General features: G+C 58.2%; 17 protein-coding genes. 9 read left to right on the forward strand and 8 right to left on the reverse strand.

What is annotated here, in order from left to right:
- Positions 1 to 371: 371 nt before the first annotated feature.
- Entirely contained in the window at positions 372 to 1,667 is a 1,296-nt protein-coding gene (locus QPM17_RS13355) for an EAL domain-containing protein (RefSeq protein ID WP_285391286.1), read from the forward strand.
- Here the strand turns inward: QPM17_RS13355 and QPM17_RS13360 are convergent.
- The 8 genes from QPM17_RS13360 to QPM17_RS13395 all read right to left on the reverse strand — a co-directional run bounded on the left by QPM17_RS13360 (position 1,654) and on the right by QPM17_RS13395 (position 13,900).
- On the reverse strand, positions 1,654 to 3,429 hold the full coding sequence (locus QPM17_RS13360; protein WP_285391287.1) for an SLC13 family permease: 1,776 nt from the start codon (positions 3,427 to 3,429) through the stop codon (positions 1,654 to 1,656). The genes QPM17_RS13355 and QPM17_RS13360 overlap by 14 nt on opposite strands.
- 101 nt (positions 3,430 to 3,530) lie before the next feature.
- Positions 3,531 to 5,426: a DNA topoisomerase IV subunit B gene (gene parE, locus QPM17_RS13365; RefSeq protein ID WP_285391289.1), complete on the reverse strand. Its 1,896-nt coding sequence runs from the start codon at positions 5,424 to 5,426 to the stop codon at positions 3,531 to 3,533.
- Positions 5,427 to 5,540: 114 nt separating this feature from the next.
- On the reverse strand, positions 5,541 to 6,032 hold the full coding sequence (locus QPM17_RS13370) for a protease complex subunit PrcB family protein (RefSeq protein ID WP_285391290.1): 492 nt from the start codon (positions 6,030 to 6,032) through the stop codon (positions 5,541 to 5,543).
- Positions 6,029 to 8,665 (reverse strand): S8 family peptidase, encoded by a 2,637-nt coding sequence (locus tag QPM17_RS13375; RefSeq protein ID WP_285391291.1) that lies wholly within the window; start codon positions 8,663 to 8,665, stop codon positions 6,029 to 6,031. The genes QPM17_RS13370 and QPM17_RS13375 overlap by 4 nt, the downstream gene beginning before the upstream one ends.
- Before the next feature lie 169 nt (positions 8,666 to 8,834).
- Entirely contained in the window at positions 8,835 to 10,886 is a 2,052-nt protein-coding gene (locus tag QPM17_RS13380) for a TRAP transporter large permease subunit (protein WP_285391292.1), read from the reverse strand.
- Positions 10,887 to 10,902: 16 nt separating this feature from the next.
- Positions 10,903 to 11,913 (reverse strand): putative solute-binding protein, encoded by a 1,011-nt coding sequence (locus tag QPM17_RS13385; RefSeq protein ID WP_285391293.1) that lies wholly within the window; start codon positions 11,911 to 11,913, stop codon positions 10,903 to 10,905.
- 55 nt (positions 11,914 to 11,968) lie between these two features.
- Complete coding sequence (locus QPM17_RS13390) at positions 11,969 to 13,024, reverse strand: hypothetical protein (RefSeq protein ID WP_285391294.1); 1,056 nt, start codon at positions 13,022 to 13,024, stop codon at positions 11,969 to 11,971.
- A 258-nt stretch (positions 13,025 to 13,282) separates the two neighbouring features.
- A complete protein-coding gene (locus QPM17_RS13395) occupies positions 13,283 to 13,900 on the reverse strand; it encodes a TetR/AcrR family transcriptional regulator (RefSeq protein WP_285391295.1) in 618 nt (205 codons plus the stop codon).
- A gap of 158 nt (positions 13,901 to 14,058) precedes the next feature.
- Between QPM17_RS13395 and QPM17_RS13400 the strand changes: the two genes are divergently transcribed.
- The 8 genes from QPM17_RS13400 (at position 14,059) to QPM17_RS13435 (ending at position 26,262) form a co-directional block, all read left to right on the forward strand.
- Complete coding sequence (locus QPM17_RS13400; protein WP_285391296.1) at positions 14,059 to 15,867, forward strand: acyclic terpene utilization AtuA family protein; 1,809 nt, start codon at positions 14,059 to 14,061, stop codon at positions 15,865 to 15,867.
- Between the two features lie 155 nt (positions 15,868 to 16,022).
- A complete protein-coding gene (locus QPM17_RS13405) occupies positions 16,023 to 16,889 on the forward strand; it encodes an SDR family oxidoreductase (protein ID WP_285391297.1) in 867 nt (288 codons plus the stop codon).
- Positions 16,890 to 16,899: 10 nt separating this feature from the next.
- Positions 16,900 to 18,516: an acyl-CoA carboxylase subunit beta gene (locus QPM17_RS13410; protein WP_285391298.1), complete on the forward strand. Its 1,617-nt coding sequence runs from the start codon at positions 16,900 to 16,902 to the stop codon at positions 18,514 to 18,516.
- A gap of 527 nt (positions 18,517 to 19,043) precedes the next feature.
- Complete coding sequence (atuD, locus tag QPM17_RS13415) at positions 19,044 to 20,204, forward strand: citronellyl-CoA dehydrogenase (RefSeq protein ID WP_285391299.1); 1,161 nt, start codon at positions 19,044 to 19,046, stop codon at positions 20,202 to 20,204.
- A 171-nt stretch (positions 20,205 to 20,375) separates the two neighbouring features.
- On the forward strand, positions 20,376 to 21,194 hold the full coding sequence (locus tag QPM17_RS13420; RefSeq protein WP_285391300.1) for an enoyl-CoA hydratase/isomerase family protein: 819 nt from the start codon (positions 20,376 to 20,378) through the stop codon (positions 21,192 to 21,194).
- Between the two features lie 335 nt (positions 21,195 to 21,529).
- Positions 21,530 to 23,536: an acetyl/propionyl/methylcrotonyl-CoA carboxylase subunit alpha gene (locus QPM17_RS13425; RefSeq protein ID WP_285391301.1), complete on the forward strand. Its 2,007-nt coding sequence runs from the start codon at positions 21,530 to 21,532 to the stop codon at positions 23,534 to 23,536.
- Positions 23,533 to 24,360, forward strand: coding sequence for an SDR family oxidoreductase (locus tag QPM17_RS13430; protein WP_285391302.1), 828 nt, complete (start codon positions 23,533 to 23,535; stop codon positions 24,358 to 24,360). The genes QPM17_RS13425 and QPM17_RS13430 overlap by 4 nt, the downstream gene beginning before the upstream one ends.
- Positions 24,361 to 24,432: 72 nt before the next feature.
- Positions 24,433 to 26,262 carry a long-chain-acyl-CoA synthetase gene (locus QPM17_RS13435; RefSeq protein WP_285391303.1) on the forward strand — a complete coding sequence of 610 codons (1,830 nt, stop codon included), beginning with the start codon at positions 24,433 to 24,435 and terminating at the stop codon, positions 26,260 to 26,262.
- The last annotated feature ends 565 nt before the right edge of the window (positions 26,263 to 26,827 follow it).

Here is a 26,827-nt window from a genome sequence, read left to right on the forward strand (position 1 = left end):
ATGATCAGGATAAACTTTGTGTATATCAAAAGCCCCGTTAGGGCTGCTCATTGAACGAGAGGAATAGACATGGAAATTGAATTTGACGAAACTGTTGTAGTTCCAAGCAACAACTGATTTCAGACGGCTCCGACGGGCCGTCTACACTACTCCCTCCAGCGCAATTCTGTGCGTTGTTACCCGAAGTTGCCTGTTTTTACATGAAATAGTGGCAATAATTTGTGGGTTTTGGCACTCTTCTGTCTGCTTTCATTATCCTGTGCGCTCCGAATAGGTTTTCACCATAAATCAGTGGAGTGCGACCGGGATTGACAGATCGGGATGCCACCGGGCGTTGCCGATGTTTTCGTTTATCCGGAACAGAATGGCCTATGTCGCGAACCCTCCCAGAAGAGTTGACCGCACCCGAAGTTGATGTGCTGTCGCCGATGTTGACCAGGGAGGGTGAATCATGGACGGCAGAGTACCAGGGGCTGACGCTGCGAACGGCATTACAACCCATATTCAGCATCTCCCACAAACGTATTGTCGGCTATGAGGCCCTTATCCGCGCCTTTGATACGGATAATGCTGCGGTGCTCCCCCTGCACCTGTTCGAATTGCCATCGTCCGACGCCGAAAACCTCCTCCTTGACCGTCTTTGTCGCTATTTACACATCCGTAACTATTCAGACTTCCAGGATCAGCTTAACTGGCTGTTTCTGAATGTTTCTCCACGTGTGGTATCTGCGGGCAACCGGGCTGACTCATTTTTCGGCGAATTGCTGAAAAAAACCGGGCTCCCCCCTCACCGCATCGTGATGGAGATTGTTGAGCAGCCCACTGATGACGCTGAAAGACTGCGCGAAACCGTCGCTTACTACCAGAAACTGGGTTGTCTCACCGCTATTGATGATTTCGGCGCGGGCCATTCCAACTTCGAGCGGATCTGGAACCTGTCTCCGGATATCGTAAAACTGGACCGCAAACTATTGACTCGGGCCACCAACGATCACAAGGCCAGACAGATACTGAACGGCATCGTATCGCTGCTGCACCAGTCCGGCTGCCTTGTCCTCCTGGAAGGTGTTGAGACTCACGACCAGGCAATGATCGCCATTGATGCGGGCGTGGATTTCGTTCAGGGGTTCTACTTCCGCAGGCCCAGCACGGCACTGGCGGACATCCCGGGAGAAATAACCGATCTGGATGGTTTGCTGAAGGACTACAAGAACCAGAACCGGGTAACCCGGGATCCGACCCGGCAGTTGACGTCCTTTTTCGAGGGATTTTTCCGCAATGCCGTAGACCGGCTCAGCCAGGGCATGTTGATGGGAGAGGCCTGCAATACCCTGCTGAATCACCCGGCAGTCTCACGGTGCTACCTGGTGGATGAAAATGGCGTACAGATTGACGACACCCTGGTGTCAGATGCCATGGCCAGCAGTCTTGACCCCCGCTTCCGCCCGCTGGAAAGCACCACCAGTGCTGACTGGTATCGCCAGCAGTACCTGCGTCAGGCCATCGCACAGCCGGGTTACCTTCAGATAACAGCTCCCTACCTGTGCATCACCGGCGCCTACATGTGTGTCACCCTCTCTCTGGGCTATTACCACCATGGCCAGCTACGGGTACTTTGCTGCGACATTCTGGCCAACCCGACTGAAACCGCAGTCAGGAAAGATTGATCCCGTAAACCAGGGAAATCACCCCGACGGTGACCAGCCCGATAAACAGGTTCATCGGCAAGCCCACTTTCACGAAATCCATGAACCGGTAGCCCCCCGGGCCAAATACCATCATATTGGTCTGATACCCGAGCGGGGTGGCAAAGCTTGCCGAAGCGGCCATCATGACGGCAATCACATAGGGTTCTGAGGCAATACCGAGAGAGGTTGTCATCGACAGAACGATCGGCAGCACGAGCACCGCTGCTGCGTTGTTGGTAATGACCTCCGTCAGCACCGAGACAGCAAAATACACCAACAGAATCGTCAGTAGCGGGTGACCACTGCTGACATTCAGAATCCCCTCGGCGACATAGGCCGCCGCACCGGTTTCCTGGAGGGCCGCACCCAGTGCAAACGAGGCGGCAATGGTGAGAATGACGGGGACATCCACGGCCTTCTGCGCCTGACCAACCGAACAGCAGCCGCTGAGGATCATCAGTGCAGCTCCCATCAATGCGGCATTGAGCATCGTCAACACACCAAGGGCCGCCGCTCCCACCAGTATCAGCAGAATCCCCCAGGACAGGTAGGCGCGGTCATGACGGGGGGTCTCGGTTTCCAGGTCATTGATCAGCAGGAAGTCCTTGGCGTAGCGCTGACGGCTGACAAACGCAGGGCGGGCCTCCAGCAGAAGAACATCACCGGTCTTCAGTCGGATATTGCCAAGGTTGCCGGACACCCTTTCACCACCACGAGCAACCGCCAGCACCACGGCACCGTAACGGTCTCGGAAACGGGCATCACGAATCGTCTGGCCGAGCACTTCCGATTGCGGAGACAGGGCGGCCTCAACCAGCCGGCGTTCTGCCCGGTCTTTGCTCAAACTGGGCTCATCATCGTGAACCGAAGGTACAATGCCATTGATCCGCAGCAGGTCGGAGATGGCCTGGGTATCACCGGCAAATACCAGCCTGTCGCCGCCCCGCAGGCGCTCTTCCGAGGGAACAGCAGTTACCACACTGCCATCACGCTCGATCTCTACCAGATACAGCCGCTCCAGCTCTCGAAGGCCAGCCTCGCCAACGCTCTTGCCGACCAGCGGCCCGTCAAAGGCAACGGCAACCTCCAGGGTAAACTCCCGCATGGAGCCGAACTTCTGCTGGTCCTTGCGCTCCGGCAAGGCCCTGGGCAGCACCAGCAGCATCACAGCCAGACCAATCACGGCGACCGGCAGCCCGACAGCGGTTATCGAGAAAATCGAGAAACCGTCTTCCCCGGTCAATTGCTGATACTGCCCGTTTACCACCAGGTTGGTGCTGGTACCGATCAGTGTCAGCGTGCCGCCCAGAATGGCGGAATAACTCAGGGGAATCATCAGTTTCGAGGGGGAAATACCGATTTTCCGTGACCAGGCGTGAACCGCCGGGATCATGGTGGCAACCACCGGGGTGTTATTGAGAAATCCGCTCAGCAACGCCACTGGAAAAGCAATGCGGGCCTGGGCTGAGCGCACAGTGCGGGGCGAGCGTAGAAGATGATGAACCACCAGATCCACACCACCGGAATGATGGATGCCAGCGGCTACCACGAACATGGCAACCACGGTAATCAGCCCCGTGTTACTGAAGCCGGCGAGCGCCTGATCGGCGGTGACAATACCGCTGGCACTCAGCACGACGAGCACGCCCATCATGACGAGGTGCGGGCCAAACCGCCCAACACTCATCAACAGTAACGCTACTCCCGCGAGGCTTAAAGCAAACCAGCCCTGCCAGTCCATCTGGTGTTCCCTTGGATAAAAGGGGCAGGATAACCAGTTTTATAGAGGCTGAGAAAGAATAAAGGATGCTGCTTAAAGCACTAATAAGAATATAGAGAGAGCTACACCTCAATATCTGCCATATTCCCGTAGGTCTCAAGCCATATCCGGCGGTCAGACGCCCGTTTTTTGCCCAGCAGCATATCCATACGACTGTCGGTATCGTCCCCATCGGCGATGGTGAGCATGACCAGCCGGCGGGTATCCGGGGCCATTGTGGTTTCGCGAAGCTGGAGCGGATTCATCTCCCCCAGGCCCTTGAAGCGGGTAACCGAGATCTTGCCACGGCGGTTTTCCGCCGCCAGGCGGTCAAGGATGCCCTGCTTCTCGTGCTCGTCCAGGGCATAGAAGGTCTCCTTGCCCAGGTCCACCCGATACAGCGGAGGCATGGCAACAAAGACATGGCCGGCAGCGACCAGCGGGCGGAAATGTTTGACGAACAGCGCACACAGCAATGTGGCGATGTGGAGCCCGTCGGAGTCGGCATCGGCGAGGATGCAGATCTTGTTGTAGCGGAGGCCGTCGAGCTTGTCAGAGCCCGGGTCTACCCCGATGGCAACGGCAATATCGTGAACTTCCTGGGAGGCGAGGATCTCACCGGAGTCCACCTCCCATGTGTTTAGGATCTTGCCCCGCAAAGGCATCACGGCCTGGAATTCACGGTCACGAGCCTGCTTGGCGGAACCGCCGGCGGAATCGCCTTCCACCAGGAACAGTTCGGAGCGGTTACTGTCGCTGCCGGAGCAGTCTGCGAGCTTGCCGGGCAGGGCCGGGCCCGAGGTGACCCTTTTGCGGGCGACTTTCTTGCTGGCCCGAAGGCGGCGTTGGGCGTTACTGATAAACAGCTCAGCCAGTGCCTCCGCGATATCCGTGTGCTGGTTCAGCCACAGGCTGAAAGCATCCTTGACCACGCCAGAGATAAACGCGGCGGCTTCCCGGGATGACAGTCGTTCCTTGGTCTGGCCGGAGAACTGGGGTTCCTGCATCTTGAAGGACAGAACATAGGCGCAGCGCTCCCAGATGTCTTCCGGTGACAGCTTCACGCCGCGGGGCAGCAGGCTGCGGAACTCACAGAATTCGCGCATGGCCTCCAGCAGGCCGGTGCGAAGCCCGTTAACGTGTGTACCGCCCTGGGCCGTGGGTATCAGGTTCACGTAGCTTTCCATCACCGCTTCGCCACCTTCCGGCAGCCACTGGATGGCCCAGTCCACCGCTTCCTTGTTACCGGAAAAACTACCGGTAAATGGTTCCAGTGGAACCGCCTCGATGTCTGCCAGCTCCGTACGCAGGTAATCGCGCAGACCGCCCTCGTAGCACCACTCATCTTTATCGCCTGTCTGCTCCTGCAGAAAGGTGATGTTCAGGCCTGGGCAGAGAACCGCCTTGGCCCGTAGGTTGTGGCGTAATCGGCTGACAGAGAATTTAGGGCTGTCGAAATAACTGGGATCCGGTGTGAACTTCAGCCGGGTGCCGGTGTTGCGTTTACCAACGGTGTCCACAACTTCAAGATCGGTCTGCTTGTAGCCATTCTCGAAGGTCATCCGGTGCAGTTGTCCGTCCCGTTTGATCAGGACCTCAAGGTGGGTCGACAGCGCATTGACCACCGACACACCAACACCATGCAGACCACCTGAGAAATTGTAGTTGCCCTGGGAGAACTTGCCGCCAGCATGAAGACGGGTAAGGATCAGCTCAACGCCGGGAACACCATGCTCTTTGTGCATATCCACCGGCATACCGCGGCCGTCATCCTCAACACTGAGCGAGCCGTCGCTGTGGAGAATCACATCAATCCGGCGGGCATGGCCTGCCAGTGCTTCGTCGACGCTGTTATCGATGACTTCCTGGGCCAGATGGTTGGGCCGACTGGTGTCGGTGTACATGCCGGGACGTTTGCGAACCGGGTCCAGGCCACTAAGAACTTCAATGGCGTCTGCGTTGTACTGTTTCTGGCTCATGGGAAGAAAGCGACTCCACGGGTTTGTTATTAAACAGGCCCATAGCTTAGGGATTCGGGGGGAAAGATCAACGGTTGATTTGTGCCGGTGAGGACCAACACCACTGCAGAACGATTACCGCTCCCGTGTAATGGTATCCAGGCCCTCGCCGGATACCCTGAGCCGCTCCCAGTCTTCCGGACTGATGGCAATCACTGCACAGGGGGTGGTCAGGGCCTGGGTGACCATGGCGTCGGGCGACGGTTCCCGGGCTTTGAGAGTCAGTTCCAGCACATCGTCAACGATCTCGGCGGTCTCGAGAGTCACCCCGTAGCCTCCGGTGGACTTCTGACCCAGCCCCACAAGCACCAGATGCTCCTGATCCAGATCAATGGCCCGGAGCTGATTCATGGACAGATTCCCGGATGGCAGGCGCGACAAACTGTCCAGCTCACTGGCGTTGCGGATATAGACCAGCCCTGGCGCGGTCAACCCGCAATGGTCGGACTCTGTTACCTGTCGCGCCAGTGGTGCGCCATCGGCGGTTGCCGAGCGATTAATGGCACAGCCTGTCACCAGTACAATGGACAGGGCCAGTGCTGTGATATCTATGAAATTTCTCGTCAAAGGTCGCTCTCCACGCTGCGGACCGGCTCACTGCCCCGCTCTTCCCCGCTGTCCGATTTCAGGCGATAACCTTCAAATCCGACCCGTGGCAGGCCCAGGGCAGAAATGGTAGGCCGGCGGAAACTGGTGCTTAACCCTACGCCACTGATTGGCTTGTCGCCAATCACGATTTTCTCCGGCAAGCCGTTGACCGGGTACTCGGCACAGGCTTCACCGTTTTCGCATATCAGGCCATTGTTGTCCATGTCCGTACCCGCCACCAGGAAGTATTCTCCCGGCTCCACCTGGTCAAATGCAAAACGGTACTCACCGCCGCTTGCCGAGACGACGACCTGCTCAATGGTATCCTGTTTGTCATCCGCATTAACCAGGAGCACATAGTGCCTTCCTGCATCCCGGTCATCCGTCGAGGTACCGAGACGCAGGGAAACTGGTACTGTAAGGGTGTCGGGATCGCCATTCTGCGGATCGTATGCAATCACCAGCTCGGTGGTGTAGCGGTTGTTGTCTTCAAGCCCTGAGGTATCCACCGACACAGCGAGCGACATTGACGCATCAGCGGGGACCTCTCCCAGCTTCAGCCAACCAGCGCCGGCAGTTGCCCCTGTGATGGTGACAGACTCCCCCTCCGGATAGGCCGAGAACTCAAGCTCCGCACTCAGAACCGCCGAGTTAAACTGCAACGCCGATGGCGAGGCGCCCAGGGTGATGGGGAAATTGCCGTCCAGTGCGGCATCCATGGCCGCCAGAGCGTTGATCAGTCCGGCACCGTATTCGAAGGCAGGACCGACCTCTTCGGTAAGGTCGCCATTTCGCAACAGACTCCGGAACTCTCCCGGCGTGATAGTGGGTGCCTCTCCCTTCATCAGGGCGTAGACGCCAGCCACATGAGGCGCCGCCATGGAGGTTCCCTGCAAGCCGGCGTAACTGGGCTCGAAGGCGCCGCTGTCGTCCCGGCCCCATGTGCTGACAATCACATCGGCAACACCATCCTGGTTGGCGTCCCTGCTGGCATCGCCGCCAGGTGCGACCACATCGACCGATTCACCGACATTGGAGTAGGATGCACGCTCACTGCTCCCATCCACGGCGCCCACTCCAATCACGTTTGCATATGCCGCCGGATAAGTTGGCTCGTCAGTGCCCTGATTGCCGGCCGCAGCCACGATCAACTGTCCATTTCCGCTGTCCCAGGCTGCATCAATGGCGCTTTTAAGCGCATCGCTCGGGCCCAGCCCACCAAGGCTGAGATTGATCACATCGATTTCACCACGGCCTGATGCCCAGTTCAGTGCGGCAATCAGATCAGCGGAGGAGCCCACACCGTCGCGACCAAGAACCCTGACCGGGTAAATCAGGGCGCTGGGCGTCATGCCCACAATACCTATCGTGTTATCCACTGCAGCAGCAATGCCGGCCACGTGGGTGCCGTGAAAATTGCTGCTCCTGGACTTACCATCACCGGGGTCGGCAGGATTGGTGTCACGCTGCCCATCATCCTCTCTGTCGATATCGAGATCACCAGACACATAATCCATGATCTGGCCGGAGACTAACCGAACATTATCATTCAGATCCGGGTGCCAGTTTCCGCCGGAGGTCGGGGTGGTACTGAACATACCGGTGTCCATAACCGCGATACCGATTCCCGCTCCCACCTTCGGAGCGGCCTGCCACGCCATTGGCGCTCTCGCCAGCGGCAGGTTCCATTGTCGGTCATAGAGGGGATCGTTGTCTGGCGATACCTGTTGTGATGAATACAGGTAGTTAGGCTCTGCCATGGCCACACCCGGCTGGCTGCGAAGCTCCCGTATCCATTCGAGAGTGTCCTCACGGGCACCCTGCACCTGCGTGGCAGACATTGCGGCAGGGTGTCGCGCACCGTCCCTGCGCATCAGCCAGGCTCCCCGGCCCAGATCCCGTCGCTCCGCCACTGCCATGGCTGCCGCCATGCCATAGCCACCGGAGACTGGCTCAAAACTCACAATGGCTTCATCCACCATGAATGCCGGATCGGTATAGCGGGTGTTCATGACACTGCCAGAGGCCTGGTCCGCCAGCGTGAGAACGTAACGGAACGGAATACCACTGCTGGTGCTGACTTCAATCAGGTAGGAGCCGGATTCGGCGCCATCCGGAAGAGTGATCATCAGTGCCTGCAGGTTATCGGAGCTGGTATCGCTGTACTGCTCTACCAGATTACCATCCTGCTGCTTCAGAAGACGTAGGGTTCGATCGGGCACTGACGCACTCTGATCCGGCGACAGGAAGACCTGCACGGCTACCCGATCACCAGGCGAGAGGTCCGTTACGTATAAATCAGTGGTGTCCTCAAAATAATCGAATGACTCCAGAGTGCCAGAGTTGTAGGTGCCGTTACTGAAGCTGAGGTAACCGCCCGCGATGGCCCCTGCCGGAAGAGCCTGGGCCGATCCTGGGCTACCATTGTCCACGGCCTCTCCAAGGCGGATATCATCGGAGGTATCGGAATCCACCCTTGTCCCGCTTTCTATATTGATCATCCCCGCCAGATCAGGGGGCGTTTCAGAGCTCCCGCCAGATCCCCCACCACAGCCCGACAACAGCAGTGCGCAGGACATCAGACAAGTAGCGACAGGGACAATTCGGGTCATAACAGGTTCACCAGGGCAACATCATGGAAACGCGAGAACAGCTCCCTCTGTTTTCCAGTATGGTATCCAACTAACGTTGATAAAACCGGATACGTTCCAAACATTCCATCAGATGCAAAAAAACCGCCACCAGGATACGCCGGTGACGGTTTCGTTCTGATGACACGCACTACAGCGCGTAAAACAGCAGCGGCACGAATGCGGAGACCAGCAACGTCGGCCCCATCACCACCAGCGGCAGCAACAGGCGCTCATAACGATGCCAGAAGGAGCCGGTACGCTCGGCGGCCAGCACCTCGGTTTCACCAACCACCTGCCGTGTCAGCAGGTGATTCAGCGCCACCGGCGGGCTCAGGTAGCCCAGCTCAAACGCCACCAGACATACAATCCAGAAATGCAACGGATCAATACCCAGCTGGATGGCCGGCTGCGCGATGGTGGCGGACACCAGAATAACCGCACCGAACGGGTCCATTACCATACCAATGACCGTCAGCATCACCACAATCACCAGCATTGCAATCCAGGGACTGGTGAGATTCTCCGGGAACAATGCGTGAACGATATCCGAACGCTCCAGAATACCACCCAGGCAGATGGAGAAGCCGATCAGTGCCAGCAGTGCACCAATGTGAACAGCAGAATCACTGGCGGCCGCCGTACTACGTACCCAGAAAGCCCGGCCTCTCGACTGCCCCTGCTCATCATGGTCCTTTCCGGCATCCAGATACACCAGCGCCAACATCACCAGCGGCAGGATCATCGGGGCGCTGTATTCATTGAACCCAAGCCCGAGGATCAGCCAGATGGCAGCGATAACCACTGCGGCAACAACCGCGTAGGGCGCCAGCGGCCGAAGCTCTGCCAGAGATTTTCTGAATGCGCCGGGCGCCGGGCGCGGTTTCCAGTTGCCCTGGGTTTTACAGACAACCACGGAGAACAGCGTCGCCGACATAAGGAACACCCAAAAGCCCCAACCATACATCTCGGAGGTGGTGACCTCCTTGTTCAGGGCAGCAACCACCACAATCAGCAGGCAGGGATTCAAAACCACACCCAGGCTGCCGGACATCGCAGTCGTTGCCAGCGACAGCTGACGCCCTGCCCCGCTCTTGCGCATCTCATCGTAGACCACGCCACCTACCGCCAGGATGAAGATCCCGGAAGCACCGGTGAATGCCGTGGGGAACGCTGTGGCGAATATCATCACCGAGGCCAGCATGGGCGCCGGCAGGTGATAGGGTTTGATCACGTTCAGCAGCAGCTCCGGAATCCGGGTCTGCTTCAGCGCCATGCCCACCAGTACGTAGAGGCCGATGTTGATGAACATGGAGGACAGGTTGGTCATCATGCCGAAGTAGATCGCCAGGCCCGAGGAGTATCCGTCTACAAAGAAGAAGTAACTCATGGCAATCAGCCCCATGGCGCAATACAGGGGCAGGACGAGGCCGGAGGAGGCCGACAGGATTCCAGGCTTCATTCTTGTCGGCACTGATACAAAACGAACCACGTTGATCGCCATGAACAGGCCGAATACGGCCGCCCATGCATACTGTAATATCGCAGTGTCTGCAGAGCCGGGGGACGACGACAATCGGTTTACATAGGAGAACAGCGAATACACCATCAACCCGTTCACCACGAACTGCATACCCTGACTGAGTCGCCACTCGGCCCGGTTACGGGGCAGCCGCAGGGCAATATGGTCAGCATCCAGGGCGGAAATCGCTGCAGCCATGGCGAACATGGCAATGAACAGGTACTTGGTCAGTTCAATGTTATCCAACAGAAAGTCCGCAAACCCCTGCTCAACGGCCTTGAACACGGCCAGCGCCTCGGTGGCATGCTCCTGGTTCTGCTTATAGAGAAAATGCTTTTCCTGGCACAGTTGCAGATTCTTTTCCAGGGATTCGCGGATCGCATCCGGATTCGGTGGAGAACTGAAAAGGTCATCCGGGTCGGGCTCATAGGCCTGGACCCGTTTTTCGACCTCGGCATCAATGTCCATGACCAGCGGGCACGTGGGCTCCGTGGCATCCGGGTCAAGCAGGTAGTAGTTTGGCCAGGTCTGCTCTCCCACCCACAACATGCGCGAATGGAGAGAGTTTCCCATACCCAGAAGAAGCGTAAAGATAAGAAGCAGCAGAAGAATAACCCCATGCAGCCTGTGCACGGGGTACAGCGTCTTCGAGCCCGCCTCTGATAATGCTCGCCAGTTCATGAAGGATCAGCCTTTATTATTCGCGATCAGGCGCTGTGCACTCGGAAGCCCCGGGATTGCTGGAGCAACGGACCTTGCTGAGCAGGCTCATCATCTTCGGGTGATAGACCTTGTCAGCGCCATCTGTACCATCCCTGAGCTGAAGACGGTTGTCGCGAAACATTTCCTGGTACCCTTCAATGTCCTTCTCAGGGATGCGTACCCATTTCTCCTCGGGAATCGCCGATTCCTGGCGCTCAATAAGGTCCATGGCCTGACCGAACATACCCCAGGCAACCTCCCGGGATTTCTGGGCAGTTTCATCGCTCAGGACCTCATCCCGTGCAATGATCTGGATGGTCAGCTGCGCGAGCGGATAATCGACAATACCGCCATCGTCACCGATGCCCTTGTAGAGCTCCAGTGCCTCGTAGGCAAAGGCAGGCGCATAGGCAGTATCCACCGAGCCATTGTTGAACTTGCCGGCGAAATTGGTGATATCGGATGGCACAACAGTGGCCTTCACGTGGTTCACCATGTGAATGGCATCCCTCTGGTAATCGAGGGTGGCCATGCGCTTGCCCGCGAGCTCGCCGGCGGTATCAATACTGCGATCGTTGACGAAAAGGTAACCTGCACCCACCGGCACAATTCCCAGCACCTCATAGTCTCCTTCCTTCATCAGCGAAGCCGCTTTGGGCTGAGCCAGGGTTGCCAGGGTTGTCCTGAGGTCGTCATAGGTAGGAATGGCGCCGACCGCACTGATGCTGCCAGCAAACCGGTTGAAGGGCCTGGTGCGCAGATCCGTTGCGGCAACGGCATCGCACTGGCCGGAATTGAAGTCACCAACCGCAACGCCTTCGTCTGTGTAGGGGCGTAATTCAAAATCAACACCATGGGCCTTCATTTCAAGGGCATAGTCTTTGACCATGTTGTACATGTCACCATTGGCACCGATGACGTCGAATACGCACATCTTGACCGGTTCAGCCGCTGCAAAAGGCGCAGCAACAACGAGAGACAATGCAGCAAGGGATTTACGGATCATGAATGACCTCCGGGTTTTTTTGTGTTTGTTGGTTTCTAAGACTGTTGGACGCCCTTCAGAGAAGGTCGTCCAGATCCATGGTTTCCGGCTCTTCGCCTACACGTTCAGGACTCATCCGGCCAAAATAGGTGCGGGGAGTGCGGTACCCATAATTGGCCGTCCAGTGCTTGTCAGATGAGAACTGGATAACGTCGCGGGCAACTTCGTCCACCAGCCGGAATTCGTCCCAGACGACGATGGTGTTGTCGGCCTCGGCAAACCGGGCGATGACATCGGCAAGTACTTCAGGACGACCGAATGTCTCAGCAGCGACAGCTTCGATTGCCATAGAGGCGCGCATTCCCTTGGCGACACCCAGGCGGGAGCTGTCTTCGAGGATTCTCCACGGATCCGGCGACAGACTCGGCTGGGTATCCGGCAGCAGCAGCCAGACCAGACCGCGGATGGCATTTGGCAGCCCGCCCCACTTTTCATTGTCGACGCACTCGGCGGCACGCTCAGCCCGGGGTGCGATGTTGCGGGGTACACCAGCCATGGCACCGGAATTGGCATCATTCACAATGGCCTGCATGCCAGTCAACAAGCCCAACAGGAATGTAATTTCCTCCTGGTCATCAAACAGGAACGGGCACTCAAACTCTTCGGCCGCCGGGTCAAAGTCATAAGCAGCCATGGCGCGCTGGTAGGCTATGTAACGGCGCTTCGCGGTTTCAGCGTTCAGTCGTTTGGCTTTTTCACGGGCATCCTTCGCGGCCGGCACATCACCGGAATAGTCGGCGCGAAGGTAATCAAGTTCTGCCTCCCAGGCTTTGTACTCTGAACAGTTTGCCGCCAGCAGCATCAACAGAGAGCCCGTACTATCAGGCGCTTCCGTCACCCGGGAAAAGGAATACAGTAAGGGATCAATCCCTTCACCCAGGGCACAGGCCATCTCCGGATCGGACATCTGCATGACATAGGGGGTGGCTTCTCCTTCCGAGTAGCTGGAAAGAACCATTCCCGTGGTCGAGTAAATGGGGTTGGCTGAACAACCGACAAGGAGCATCAATGCCAGAAGGGCCAGGCAGCCGTTACGAAGGTGCCCGAAGGATTTCACCAGTGAAGAGTTCATAGTTCGTCCTGTCTTACGTTGTTTTTATAGGTCGGGGATGATCTGTCGACTCCCCGTTCGTATTCGACGAGGGCAAGAATGCTGCGAATCTTGTCAGACAAAAATGGCTGTAATGCCGATTTGGTTATGCCGATCAGGCCAATGGCCCGTATGGACGGGAAGGTTACGGGTTTATCTTGATTTAAAACAATGACTTCTACAATTCATTACAATCGATACATTTGTACCATAAAAAATCTTTCCGGGCCGGAAACGGATTCAGGGAGCTGTCAGCCCCATCATGGCAATCACCTGCTCGGTTAAATCATCCAGGGTCAGCCCCCCATCAGGACGGTACCAGGTCACCGTCCAGCTCAGCGCGCCCGTGAGCATTCGGCGCACAATAAAGGGGTCGGCAACCAGCACGCCATCCCTGCGCAGCGCTTCCAGAACATCCAGCCACAGCTGCTCATAGATATCCCGGAGTTCAAGTACGTAGGCCCGGGACTCCTCCGACAGGCTCCGCCATTCAAACACCAACACCGCCATGGCCTCTCCAGTCTGCCCGTTGATCGACTCCAGTTCGGCGCGGACCAGTGCCTGCAGCTTGTCCCGGTGGGTTTGGGCGGCATCCACCGCCGCCTGCATCAGCGCCGTATTGAGGCGAATGGTTTCCACCATGACCGCCTTGAGAATTTCTTCCTTGGTTGGGAAATGGTGAAACAGGCTACCGGACTGTATTCCCACCGCTGCAGCCAGGTCCCGCACTGTTGTGCGTTCATAACCTTTGTCACGGAACAGCCTGGCAGCTTCGTGCAGCAACCGGCCACGGGCGCTGGCAGGGTCTGAAACCAGGTTATCGGCAACCAGAGAGCGCAGGATAGCATCTTGATTCACAGTATTTTCCAGCCGGGAACAGAAGAACGCCAATTCTATCCTGATTTTGCCTGTTTACAAACCAAGCGCTTGCTTGGTATTGTCAATTCCATTGCTGAGAACCTTCGCATAAAGCGCCCTCCCCGGGACTTTGCGGCTTCCATTTACAAGGTGATGACATGCCAGATTCCGATCCTTCCAGGCCAGAAACCGTCCGCATCGGCTGCTCCGCTGCCTTCTGGGGCGACACTGAAACTGCAGCCGCCCAACTGGTTCGCCACGGCAATATCGATTACCTGGTGGCGGACTATCTCGCCGAAATCACCATGTCCATTATGGCCGGACAAAAAATGAAGGACCCCAGTCAGGGCTATGCCCGCGACTTTGTGCAGACCGTCATGGGGCCATTGCTGGGTGAGATAAAACAGCAAGGCATCCGGGTATTGGCTAACGCCGGCGGTGTAAATCCGGTGGCCTGCCGCGATGCCCTGCAGGCACTTTGTGAAAAGGCCGGCGTGGACATGAAGATTGCTCTGGTGCTGGGCGATGACCTGTTGCCCAAGAAAAAGCAACTGGCGGACGCTGGCATTGCCGAGATGACTACCGGCCAGTCAATGCCACAGATGATGGTGAGCCTGAACGCCTACCTGGGTGCGCCGGGGCTGGTGGCGGCGCTGGAAGAGGGAGCGGATATTGTCATTACCGGCCGTGTTGCCGACAGTGCGCTGGTTCTGGCGCCGCTGGTCCATGAGTTCGGCTGGCAGTGGAACGACTACGACAGACTTGCACAGGGCAGCCTCGCCGGGCACCTGCTTGAATGTGGAGCTCAATCCACAGGCGGCAACTTTACCGATTGGGAGGATGTCGCCGACGGCTATGCCGATATGGGCTTTCCCATCGCGCAAGTTTCGCAAAGTGGCGAGTTCATTATGACCAAGCCGGAGGGTACTGGCGGCAAGGTATCCCGGGGCACGGTAGCAGAACAGCTGGTTTACGAGATCGGCGACCCGCGAGCGTATCTACTGCCGGATGTGACCTGTGATTTTACCGGCGTCACCCTTGAAGAAACGGGAGTGGACCAGGTGCGTGTCAGCGGAGCCCATGGCCTGCCGCCCACGGAAAGTTACAAAGTGTCCGGTACCTGGCCGGATGGATTCAAGTGCACCGTCACGTTTCTGCTGGCGGGCATGGACGCCAAAGCCAAGGCTCAGACCGTGGCCGAGGCGATTCTGACGAAGACATCGCGAATGTTCAGCGAGCGCGGCCTGCCGGACTATACGGAGACCAGCGTGGAACTGCTGGGCACCGAGACCACTTATGGCGCCCATGGCCGCATGGGAGACTGTCGTGAAGTGGTGGTGAAAATCAGTACAGCTCACGTCAAGAAGGAGGCTCTGGTGCTGTTTTCCAGGGAGATCGCCCAGGCAGCAACAGGAATGGCGCCGGGAATTACCGGCATCGTGGGTGGACGGCCCACCGTGTGGCCGAAGATTCGACTGTATTCCTGCCTGGTTCCTAAAACGGAAGTGGCGGTTGCCATTGATGTTGGCGGCAATAAACAGACGGTGGATGTAGCTACTGATGGCGGTTTCCAGCCAGACCAGCTTGAAGAGCAGACTCCCAGTGCGGTGGAGCCTGCTACGGACACCACTGTGCCTCTGGTCCGGCTGGCGTGGGCGCGCAGTGGAGACAAGGGGGATCATACCAATATCGGGGTGATTGCCCGCAGGGCGGAGTTTGTGCCGTTTATTGAGGCGGCGTTGACGGAATTGGCGGTAGCGGAGTGGATGGCCCATACACTGGACCCGGAGCATGGTCGGGTTACCCGTTGGGCACTGCCGGGGTTCAATGCGTTCAATTTCCTGCTGGAGCACAGTCTTGGTGGGGGTGGCGTTGCCAGCCTGCGTATTGACCCTCAGGGCAAGGCATTTGCCCAGCAGTTGCTTGAGTTTCCTGTGCCTGTAAGGGCTGAGTTGCTTGACGCTTGATGCCTATCAATTTGGTGCATGCACTCTGGTGGGAAAACTTGTCCGGGACACGCTGTGAATACGTCCATGTACGCTCGACAAAAACATCCATGTTTTTGACGGTCCCGGACAAGTTTTCCCACCAGAGCGCCCAGAACTTTTAGAGGATTTCTGACATGGGTTATCGATCGGTTTTTCATCCTGATCTCTTTAAAGACCAGGTATTTATCGTGACCGGGGGTGGGTCCGGAATTGGGCGTTGCACCGCCCATGAACTGGCTGCGCTCGGAGCCCGAGTTGCGCTCGTTGGGCGCAAGGCCGAGAAGGTTGAGGCGGTCAAAGCTGAAATTACCGAGGACGGCGGTATTGCCTCGGCTCACGTGTGTGACATCCGCGAGGAAGAGTCAGTCAAGGCGACCGTTAAGGCCATTATTGAGGAACATGGCGGGCTGAACGGTGTGGTGAATAACGCCGGAGGGCAGTTTCCTTCTCCGTTGGCAAATATTAACCAGAAAGGCTGGGAAACGGTGGTCCGTACCAATCTTACCGGCGGTTTCCTGATCGCACGTGAGGCCTACACACAGGCACTGTCAAAAACCGGCGGGGCGATTGTGAATATCGTGGCTGATATGTGGGGTGGTATGCCCGGCATGGGGCATTCCGGTGCGGCACGGGCGGGGATGGTGAATTTTACCCAGACTGCCGCGGTTGAGTGGGGTTGCTCCGGGGTGCGGGTGAATGCTGTGGCGCCGGGCTGGATTGCCTCCAGCGGCATGGATAATTATCCCGAACATATGAAGCAATGGATTCGCAGCCTGGGGGATAACGTGCCTATCAAGCGCATGGGTACGGAGTCAGAGGTTAGCGCGGCGATCTGTTTTCTGTTGAGTCCGGGAGCAGCGTTCATCAGTGGGGACTGCCTGCGGATTGACGGTGCTGCATCACAGGGTGGTCGGGTATGGCCTTTCCCCAAGGCGAAGAACAATGCCCCCTTTAACGGTTTCCATCGGGCGGTCACGCCTAAAGTTCTGAGCGACGACTGAGGAGAATTCGATGCAGGTTCTGGAGTCCACCGTTAACCCCCAGTCGGAGGACTTTCGCGCCAATGCGGAGGTCATGGAAGCCCATATTACGACCTTCCGGGATGTGGAGCGGAAGGTGCTGGATCTGGCGGAAGCAGCGCGGGAGAAGTTTGTCAAACGCGGCAAGCTGTTGCCCCGCGACCGCATCAACCGCCTGCTGGATCGGGGCACTCCGTTTCTGGAGCTGTGTTCCCTGGCCGGCTACAAGATGCACGACGACAAGGACGGCAGCATGGCCGGCGGTGGCATTATCGCCGGCATTGGCCATGTCAGTGGTGTTCGCTGCCTGGTGGTGGCGAGCAACAGCGCCATCAAGGGTGGCACCATCACACCCGCGGGGCTGGACAAGACCCTGCGGCTGCAGCAGATCGCCATGGAGAACAAACTTCCGGTGGTGTCGCTGTCCGAGAGCGGCGGCGCCAACCTGAACTACGCCACCGATATCTTTGTGCTTGGAGCCCGCGGATTCGCGAACCAGGCGCGGATGTCCGCTGCCGGCATCCCTCAGGTTACGGTGGTTCACGGTAATGCTACCGCCGGCGGCGCCTACCAGCCGGGGCTGTCAGATTACGTGATTGTGGTGCGCGAGCAGGCCAAGATGTTTCTGGCCGGCCCTCCCCTGTTGAAAGCCGCCACCGGCGAAGTCGCCACCGATGAGGAACTTGGCGGTGCCCAGATGCACGCAGAGGTAGCCGGCACAGCAGAGTACCTGGCCGAAGACGACGCTGATGGCATCCGCCATGCCCGCAATGTACTCGAAGCCCTGCCCTGGAACGAACAGCTGCCCCCCACCAGGGAACTGGAATGGGAAGAGCCGCTCTATCCTGCCGAGGAACTGCTGGGGGTGATTCCCAGCGATGCCAAGAAACCCTATGACGTTCGAGAAATTCTGGCCCGCATAGCCGACGGCTCGAAATTCATGGATTTCAAGAACGGCTACGATGACCAGACCGTGTGCGGCACCATCCGCATTGAGGGCCATTCAGTAGGCATCATCGGCAACAACGGCCCCATCACCCCGGCCGGCGCCACCAAGGCCGCCCAGTTCATCCAGCTCTGCGACCAGGCCGGCACGCCCCTACTGTTCCTCCACAACACCACCGGTTTCATGGTGGGCACCCATTCGGAGCAGAACGGCATCATCAAACACGGCTCCAAGATGATCCAGGCGGTGGCGAACTGTCGGGTGCCAAAGGTCGCAATTGTCATCGGTGGTTCCTATGGTGCAGGTAACTATGCGATGTGTGGCCGCGGCCTGGACCCCCGTTTTATCTTCGCTTGGCCAAACAGCCGCACAGCGGTCATGGGCCCGGCACAGGCGGGCAAGGTGATGCGGATTGTTGCCGAAGACAAACAGCGCCGGGGCGGCATGGAGCCGGATCCGAAAACCCTGGATTTCCTGGAACAGGCCACCGCCAAGAAACTGGAAGACGGCTCAACTGCCCTGTTCGGTACGGCGCGCCTATGGGATGACGGCCTGATCGATCCCCGCGATACCCGGCGGGTTCTGGCCCTGGTGCTCTCGGTCTGCCGCGAGGCCGAGGCCCGGCAGTTACGGCCCAATTCCTTTGGTGTGGCCCGCCTCTAGGCGGTCTTAGGAGGAGCGCGCCTGTAGGGGAACTGAGAAATGGTGGTTGGAACCGGGGCGGAGGGCTTCCCAAAAAACGCCCGTGAATACGTCCCTGTAGGGCTCGGTCGCGCCATCCCTGGCGCTCCACGTTTTTGGGAAGCCCTCCGCCCCGGTTCCGGTAGACCACCAGTTGTCGCTTTTGGCGAGCCTGTTTATCCGGGCAACGGGTTGCCCTCACGTCGGGTTGGTTTGTCGGATTACGCTTCGCTAATCCGACCTACGTTTCCAGGGCCGCAACCAATGTAGGTCGGATTAGCCGAAGGCGTAATCCGACAAAGAGTGAACAGGAAGCAAAGAACTTAACGACAAAAGCGGCTGTGTGGGCCGGCCTTCAGAAACCGTGCGGAGCCATGGATGGCGGAGCCCGAGCGCCACATGGATGTGCTTGAGCGTGTTTCTGAAGGCCGGCCCACACAGCCGCCACCCAAGCTTGAGAACGTGCACCCGTTTATGAAAGCACGAACAAACATCAGGAGAAAAAAAACGTGAAATTCACAGCCGAACACGAAGCCCTCAGAAAAACCGTCCGCGATTTCGTGGAGAAGGAAATCAATCCCCACTGCGACGAATGGGAAGAAGCCGGCGAGTTTCCGATTCACGACATCTTCAAGAAACTCGGTAACCTCGGCCTGCTGGGCATTCAGAAGCCGGAAGAGTACGGCGGCATGGGGCTGGATTACAGCTACAACCTGGTGGCTGCGGAAGAACTTGGTACTGCCCACTGCGGCGGTGTACCCCTGGCCATCGGGGTTCAGACCGATATGTGCACCCCCGCGATCTCACGTTTTGGCTCCGACGAACTGAAGCGCACCTTCCTGGCACCAGCCATTGCCGGCGATATGGTTGGCTGCATCGGCGTAAGTGAAGTCGCGGCCGGTTCCGACGTGGCGGGGATGAAAACCACGGCGAAGCAGGATGGCGATGACTACGTTATCAACGGCTCCAAGATGTGGATCACCAACAGCCCCAAAGCCGACTTCATCTGCCTGCTGGCAAACACCTCCGACGACAAGCCCCACAAGAACAAGTCTCTGATCGTGGTGCCCATGAACACCCCAGGTATTTCCTTCAGCCCGCACCTGAACAAGCTGGGTATGCGTTCTTCCGAGACAGCGCAGATCTTCTTTGACGATGTGCGTGTACCCCAGCGCTATCGGATCGGCGCCGAGGGCACCGGCTTCATGATGCAGATGCTGCAGTTCCAGGAAGAGCGACTCTGGGGCGCGGCAAACGTAATCAAGGCGCTGGAGCACTGCATCAACAAGACTATTGAGTACTGCCGCGAGCGTAAGACGTTTGGTCAGCCTCTGATCAACAACCAGGTGATTCACTTCCGCCTTGCGGAGTTGCAGACCGAGGTGGAGGCCCTGCGTGCCCTGACCTATCAGGCCTGTGAACTGCACATCGAAGGCAAGGATGTGACCCGGCTTGCCTCCATGGCCAAGCTGAAGGCCGGAAGGCTTGGGCGTGAAGTCACGGACAGCTGTCTGCAGTATTGGGGTGGCAACGGTTACATGTGGGAGAACCCGGTGTCCCGAGCGTTCCGGGATGTGCGGTTGGTTTCCATCGGTGGCGGGGCTGACGAAATCATGTTGGGGATTATCTGCAAGATGATGGGGACTCTTCCTGGCAAACAACGGGACTGATTTCTGAGTTTTGGCATTGGGAGAAAGGGCCGGCACGTGGGTGAGAGGCTTTTCCGGGACACGCTGTGAATACGTCCATGTACGCTCGACAAAAACATCCTTGTTTTTGACGGTCCCGGAAAAGCCTCTCACCCACGCACCGGCCCCCGGACAATTTTCTTGGAGTCGAAAATGGATCAATTACCGCATTGCGAAACGCTAGTTCTAGAAAAGCAAGGACCGGCCCTTTTTGTCACCATCAACCGGCCGGACGTTCGGAACGCCATGAGCCTGCAGATGGTGGCGGAGCTTTCGACGGTGTTCGGTCAGGTTGAAAATGACGCCAGCATCCGCGCGGTGGTTCTTCGCGGTGCCGGAGGACATTTCTGCGCTGGTGGGGACATCAAGGACATGGCCGGTGCCCGGGGGCAAAAGCCTGCTGAGGGCGAGGAAGATCCGTTTTACCGGTTGAACCGGGCGTTCGGCCAGATGATTCAGCAGGTGAACGAGTCGTCGAAGGTGGTGATTGCGGTGACCGAAGGCGCTGTCATGGGCGGGGGCTTCGGCCTGGCCTGTGTGTCGGATGTGGCGATTGCCGGGCCGTCGGCGAAGTTCGGGATGCCGGAGACCACCCTCGGGGTGATTCCTGCGCAGATCGCGCCGTTTGTGGTGGAGCGTATCGGGCTGACGCAAACGCGGCGGCTGGCGTTGCTGGGTTTGCGCGTGGATGCCAATGAGGCTTGCAGTCTGGGGATTGTTCATCAGGTGGCCGAGTCTGAAGTCGAGATTGATGAGCTGCTGGGTCAGGCAGTTGAGCGGGTTCGCCAGTGTGCGCCGAATGCGACGGCAGAAACCAAGGCGCTGTTGCACCGCGTTGGCCATGAGTCCATGAGCGGTCTTCTGGACAGTGCTGCGGAGAAGTTCGCGGCGGCGATTCGCAGTGATGAGGGCTCTGAGGGGACTCTTGCGTTTATGCAGAAGCGTCCGGCTTCTTGGACCGCCTCTGAATGATGGCTTCTGGCTGATGGTGGCAGGCTGTGGCGGGCAGGGCTTTTCGGGACACGCGGTGAATACGTCCCTGTACGCTCCTAAAAAACATCCATGTTTTTTAGGGTCCCGAAAAGCCCTGCCCGCCCCAGCCCCAGACCAGGTGCAAAACGCTCATAAAAAACAGGCATGCAATTACAAAAGCTGGAAGGAGCGTTGGTGCGAGGGGAACCCTGGTTCATGACCGTAAAAAACATGGATGTTTTTTACGAGCCTACATGGACGTATTCACGGCGTGTCCTGAACCAGGGTTCCCCTCGCACCAACGCGACCAACCACCCAAGCAAGAGACCATACCCATGCTAAAAAAGCTTTTAATAGCAAACCGAGGCGAAATCGCAGTACGGGTGATCAAAACCGCAAAGTCACTGGGCTACCGCACGGTAGCGGTATATTCCGAGGCAGACGCCAAGGCGCTGCATGTGGAAATGGCCGATGAGGCGGTGTGTATCGGCCCGGCTCAGGTGTCGGCGTCGTATTTGAAGGCCGACGCCATTATTGAGGCGGCGGTCAGGACCGGGGCGGACTGTGTGCATCCCGGGTATGGATTTCTGTCCGAAAATTCCGGATTCTCGAAGGCCTGTAAAGACGCCGGGTTGGTGTTTGTGGGGCCGCCGGAGGCGGCTATTGAGCTGATGGGCAGCAAGCGGCGGTCGAAGATTGCGATGCAGGAAGCCGGCGTGCCGGTGGTGCCCGGTTTTGAAGGCGACAACGCCAGCGACGAAGAGCTGATCGACGCCGCGAAGAACATTGGCTACCCGCTGATGATCAAGGCTTCCGCCGGTGGGGGTGGTCGGGGCATGCGGCTGGTCGAAAAGGAAAACGAGCTGGCCGACAACATCCAGCGCGCCCGTTCCGAGGCAAAACAGGCCTTCGGAGATGGCGAGCTGATTCTGGAGAAGGCGGTCATTGAGCCCCGCCATATCGAGATCCAGGTGTTTGCCGACCAGCACGGCAACGCGGTTTATCTCGGAGAACGGGACTGTTCAGTCCAGCGGCGGCACCAGAAAGTGGTCGAGGAAGCGCCCTCGCCTTTCGTCACACCAGCACTGCGGCAGGCCATGGGCGAAGCGGCAGTGAAGGCAGCACTGGCCTGTGGCTACGAAGGCGCGGGCACGGTCGAGTTCCTGGTAGACAAGGATCGCAATTTCTATTTCCTGGAAATGAACACCCGCCTGCAGGTGGAGCACCCGGTGACCGAACTGATCACCGGCCAGGATCTGGTGGCCTGGCAGCTGTCGGTGGCCGAGGGCCTGCCATTGCCGCTGGCACAGGACCAGATCCATTTGAACGGCCACGCCATTGAAGTACGCCTGTACGCGGAAGACCCGGCCAACGGATTTACGCCGCAGACAGGGCCACTACACCAGTTCCGGCCTGCGGAAGGCGAAGGGTTGCGGTTTGATACCGGAGTTCGCTCGGGCGATGCCGTTACGCCCCACTACGACCCCATGCTTGCCAAAGTTATCGCCTGGGGAGCCAACCGCAATGAAGCCCGGCGCCGGCTTTTAAGAGCACTGGAAGACACTACGGTATTCGGCGTGACCACCAACCGTTACTTCCTCAGCCGCATCATTGCCGACGACGTCTTCGGCGCAGGCGAGGCCACTACAGCCTTCCTGCAACAGGCCTTCCGGGACGATCCATCCCTGGCCCCCAAAGAGATCAGCCTCCGTGAACTGGCGCTGGCGGCCTGTGTATTCAGCCATGGCAATTCAGGCCCCGATGCGGCTCGTCATGACATCAACAGGTCATGGAGTAATGCACCCTCTACCGTCACCCCCATGAAACTGGAAGTCGGCGAAAAAACCCTTGCACTGCTGGTTCGCCGCGTTGGTAACCACTTCACGGTGACCCGGGGCGAGGAGCAGTACGAACTCAACCTTGAAAGCCTTGGCGATGGCCTGTTATGCATTATCGACAAGGGCGTTCGTCAACAATGCCAATATCACTGCCGGGGCGATCACCTATATTTGCAGGCGTCCGGTCAGGCAGTGGCATTGCGTGACGTCACCCATCAGCCGGCCAGCGGGGCTGCAGCCAGTGGCAGCGGCCGCATCAAGGCCACCATGGACGGCGCCATCATTGACGTTCTGGTAGAAGTTGGCCAGACGGTAAAACGGGGCGATACTCTGGTGATTCTGGAGGCCATGAAAATGGAGCATCCAGTGAAGGCAGACCGTGATGGCACGGTGGGTGAGGTGCTGGCCGCCCAGGGCGACCAGGTGAAACGCAGCCAGTTACTGGTGGAGATCACCACCGCTGAAGCCAATTCTGACTCCAACACTGAGGAGGCCGGACAATGAACACTATGCAGGACAGAACCGTTTTTATTACCGGTGGTAGCCGGGGCATTGGCCGGGCCATTGCCCTTGCCTGCGCCAGACAAGGCGCCAACGTGGTTATTGCTGCCAAATCGGACCAGCCACATCCGAAGCTGCCGGGTACGATTCACAGCGTGGCGGATGAAGTAAGGGAAGCCGGCGGCAAGGCGCTGCCCCTGGTCCTGGACGTGCGGGACGAGAAGCTGGTGCGCCAACGGATCGATGAGGCCGCAAATCATTTTGGCGGTATCGACGCGTTGGTCAACAATGCCGGCGCCATCAAACTGGCTGGCGTAGAGAACCTGAAGGCCAGCCGTTACGACCTGATGCATCAGGTCAACGCCCGCGCGGTGTTTGTCTGCAGTCAGGCGGCATTGCCCTGGCTCAAGGAGTCGGACCAGGCCCATATCCTGAGCCTGTCGCCGCCCCTGAATATGGATACCCGCTGGTTTGCGCAGTACGGGCCGTATACCACCACAAAATACGCCATGACCATGTTGAGCATGGGCATGGCAGAAGAGTTTCGACGCTACAGTATCGCGGTAAACACCCTCTGGCCCAAAACGCTGATTGCCACTGCCGCCATCGAGTTCGAGGTTGGCGGCCCCCAGATGATGGCCCAGGGCCGCAAGCCGGACATCATGGCGGATGCCGCACTGAGCATTCTCAGCCGGCCGGCCGAAAGCATGACCGGGCAATCACTGATTGATGAGGATGTGCTGAAAGCGGATGGCGTCACGGATTTTGAACACTACCGGTACCAGGCCGGCGACAAGCCGTTGATGCCGGACCTGTTTCTGGATTAGCTCCGGGGCCTGTTGTTGTCCCGGGGCAGAAACGAATAACAATGTTAAACACAGACCCTTACGGATGACCTTATGACCCAGGACAACGTATCCCCACGTGATATCGCTCACAGCCTGCCGGGCATACTCCGGCGCTTTCCTGCCATAGCCAGGGGCTACTATTATTACTCGGTGCGCAGTGAAACCAAGAACCTGACCCTTGGCACCCTGGTGGAGCGCAATGCCAGAAAGCACGGCCAGCGCCCCGCCATTCTGTATGAAGATCGAAGCATTACGTGGCAGGAGTTCAACAACTGGGCCAACCGCATTGCCGGCTTTCTGAAAGCCGAGGGGCTGACCCGGGGCGATGCCATCGCCGTGTTCCTGGAAAACCGCCCGGAGCTGTTGGCGGTGGTCGCCGGCGCCGCCAGGATCGGCGTGGCCTGTGCCATGCTGAACACCTCCCAGAAAGGCCGGGTGCTGGAACACAGTATCAACCTGATCAGCCCGAAAATGATCGTAGTGGGCGAAGAACTGGTGGATAGCTTCGCGAGTGTGAAGGACAACATCAGAACCAGCCACCCCAAACCTTTCCTGTTCCTGGCTGACACTAACACCACGAACGTCTTTGGTGACGCGCCTGAGGGTTACGTGAATATGGCGGCAAAGGTCGGCGCCCATAGCAACAGCGCCCCCAAACTGGCTGACCCGCCCACTATGGGCGATACCGCCATCTACCTGTTCACCTCCGGCACCACTGGCCTGCCAAAGGCCGCCCCTGGCAGCCACCGCAAATTCATGAAAGCCTATGGCGGCTTCGGCATGATGTCCCTGGACATGAAGCCTGACGATGTCCTGTACTGCACATTGCCCCTGTACCATGGCACCGCACTGCTGGTGTGCTGGGGTTCGGTCATGGCCGGAGGCTCTGCCATCGCCCTGCGCCGCAGGTTTTCCGCCAGCGCCTTCTGGGACGATGTGCGGTATTTCCGGGCAACCACATTCGGCTATGTGGGCGAACTGTGCCGCTACCTGCTCAACCAGCCTCCCAGCGACCAGGACCGCAATCACAACCTCACCAAGATGGTCGGCAACGGCCTGCGTCCATCCATCTGGAAGGAATTCAAGGACCGCTTCGGCATAGAAACCGTGGCTGAGCTTTATGCCTCCAGCGAGGGCAATATCGGCTTCAGCAATTTCTTTAACATGGACAACACCGTCGGCTTTTCGACAGCGCCGTACAAGCTGGTGAAGTTCCACGACGGCACCCGCGACCCGATTCGTGATGCCAACGGCTTCATGCAGGAAGTGGAAAAAGGCGAGCCGGGCCTGCTGATCGGGGAGATCACCAAGAAGTGGTCATTCGAGGGCTATACCCAGAAAGACGCCACGGAAAAATCGATCCTGCGGGATGCCTTCAAAAAAGGGGACCGGTGGTTCAACACCGGCGACGTACTGAAGGAAATCGGCTGCGGCCACCTGCAGTTCGTGGACCGCATGGGCGACACCTTCCGCTGGAAGGGGGAGAACGTCTCCACTACGGAGGTGGAGAATATCATCGACGGCTCCAACATGGTGGAGGAAGCCATTGTCTACGGTGTGGAGATTCCGGGCACCAATGGCAAGGCGGGTATGGTAACGCTGGTGCCCCATTCCAATGGAAAAGAGTTCGATGTAAACCGCCTGTTCCGTTACCTGAACGACAACCTGCCGCCCTATGCGGTGCCGGTCTTCGTACGGGTTACAAATGCTATCGAGAAAACGGGTACGTTCAAATACCGCAAGGTAGACATCCAGAAAGCCGGCTATTCCATCGACAAGCCCGGGGAGCAGGTTTATGCGTGGTTGCCTGGGACTGAGGGGTATACCCTGTTGACGCCTGAGCTGGTGGCGGAGATTGATTCGGGTGACGTCCGGTTCTGAGTTTTCCTGAATTTAGGGCAATGCCTATATCTCTCGGCCCCAGCCTGGGCGACCTGGTGGCGGCACCGATGGGAACCCCCTCCCAAAAAACGCTTCAAGCACATCCATGTGCGCTTGGGCTCCGCCATCCATGGCTCCGCACATTTTTGGGAGGGGGTACCCATCGGTGCCGGCTAAGCATCGGAGGTATCGCCTTAACGGCATTAAACGTAGGTCGGATTAGCGAAGCGTAATCCGACAAATGGAGGTAACGCCACGAAAAGAGTCGGATTACGCTTCGCTAATCCGACCTACGGGTTCCTATCTACCGGTATATTCCGAGGTCTGCCGGCCGGGGCTGAGGGGCCCTCCACAAAATGTCTCCGGCCAGGGACGGCCGGAGTCAAGCGCACATGGGTTCGGCCGAGCGCTTATGAAGCGAAGCTTCATGCGACAGCCGAACGACAGCAATCTGTGATTGCTGGCCGGACCCCGCAGGGGTGCTCGTAGCGTTTTTGTGGAGGGCCCCTCAGCCCCGGCCATGCACCAACCCAAACAGGCTAGAGCCAAACCCCAGACGTCACCT

This window comes from Marinobacter azerbaijanicus (assembly GCF_030250645.1).
In the GTDB taxonomy this organism is placed as follows: domain Bacteria; phylum Pseudomonadota; class Gammaproteobacteria; order Pseudomonadales; family Oleiphilaceae; genus Marinobacter; species Marinobacter azerbaijanicus.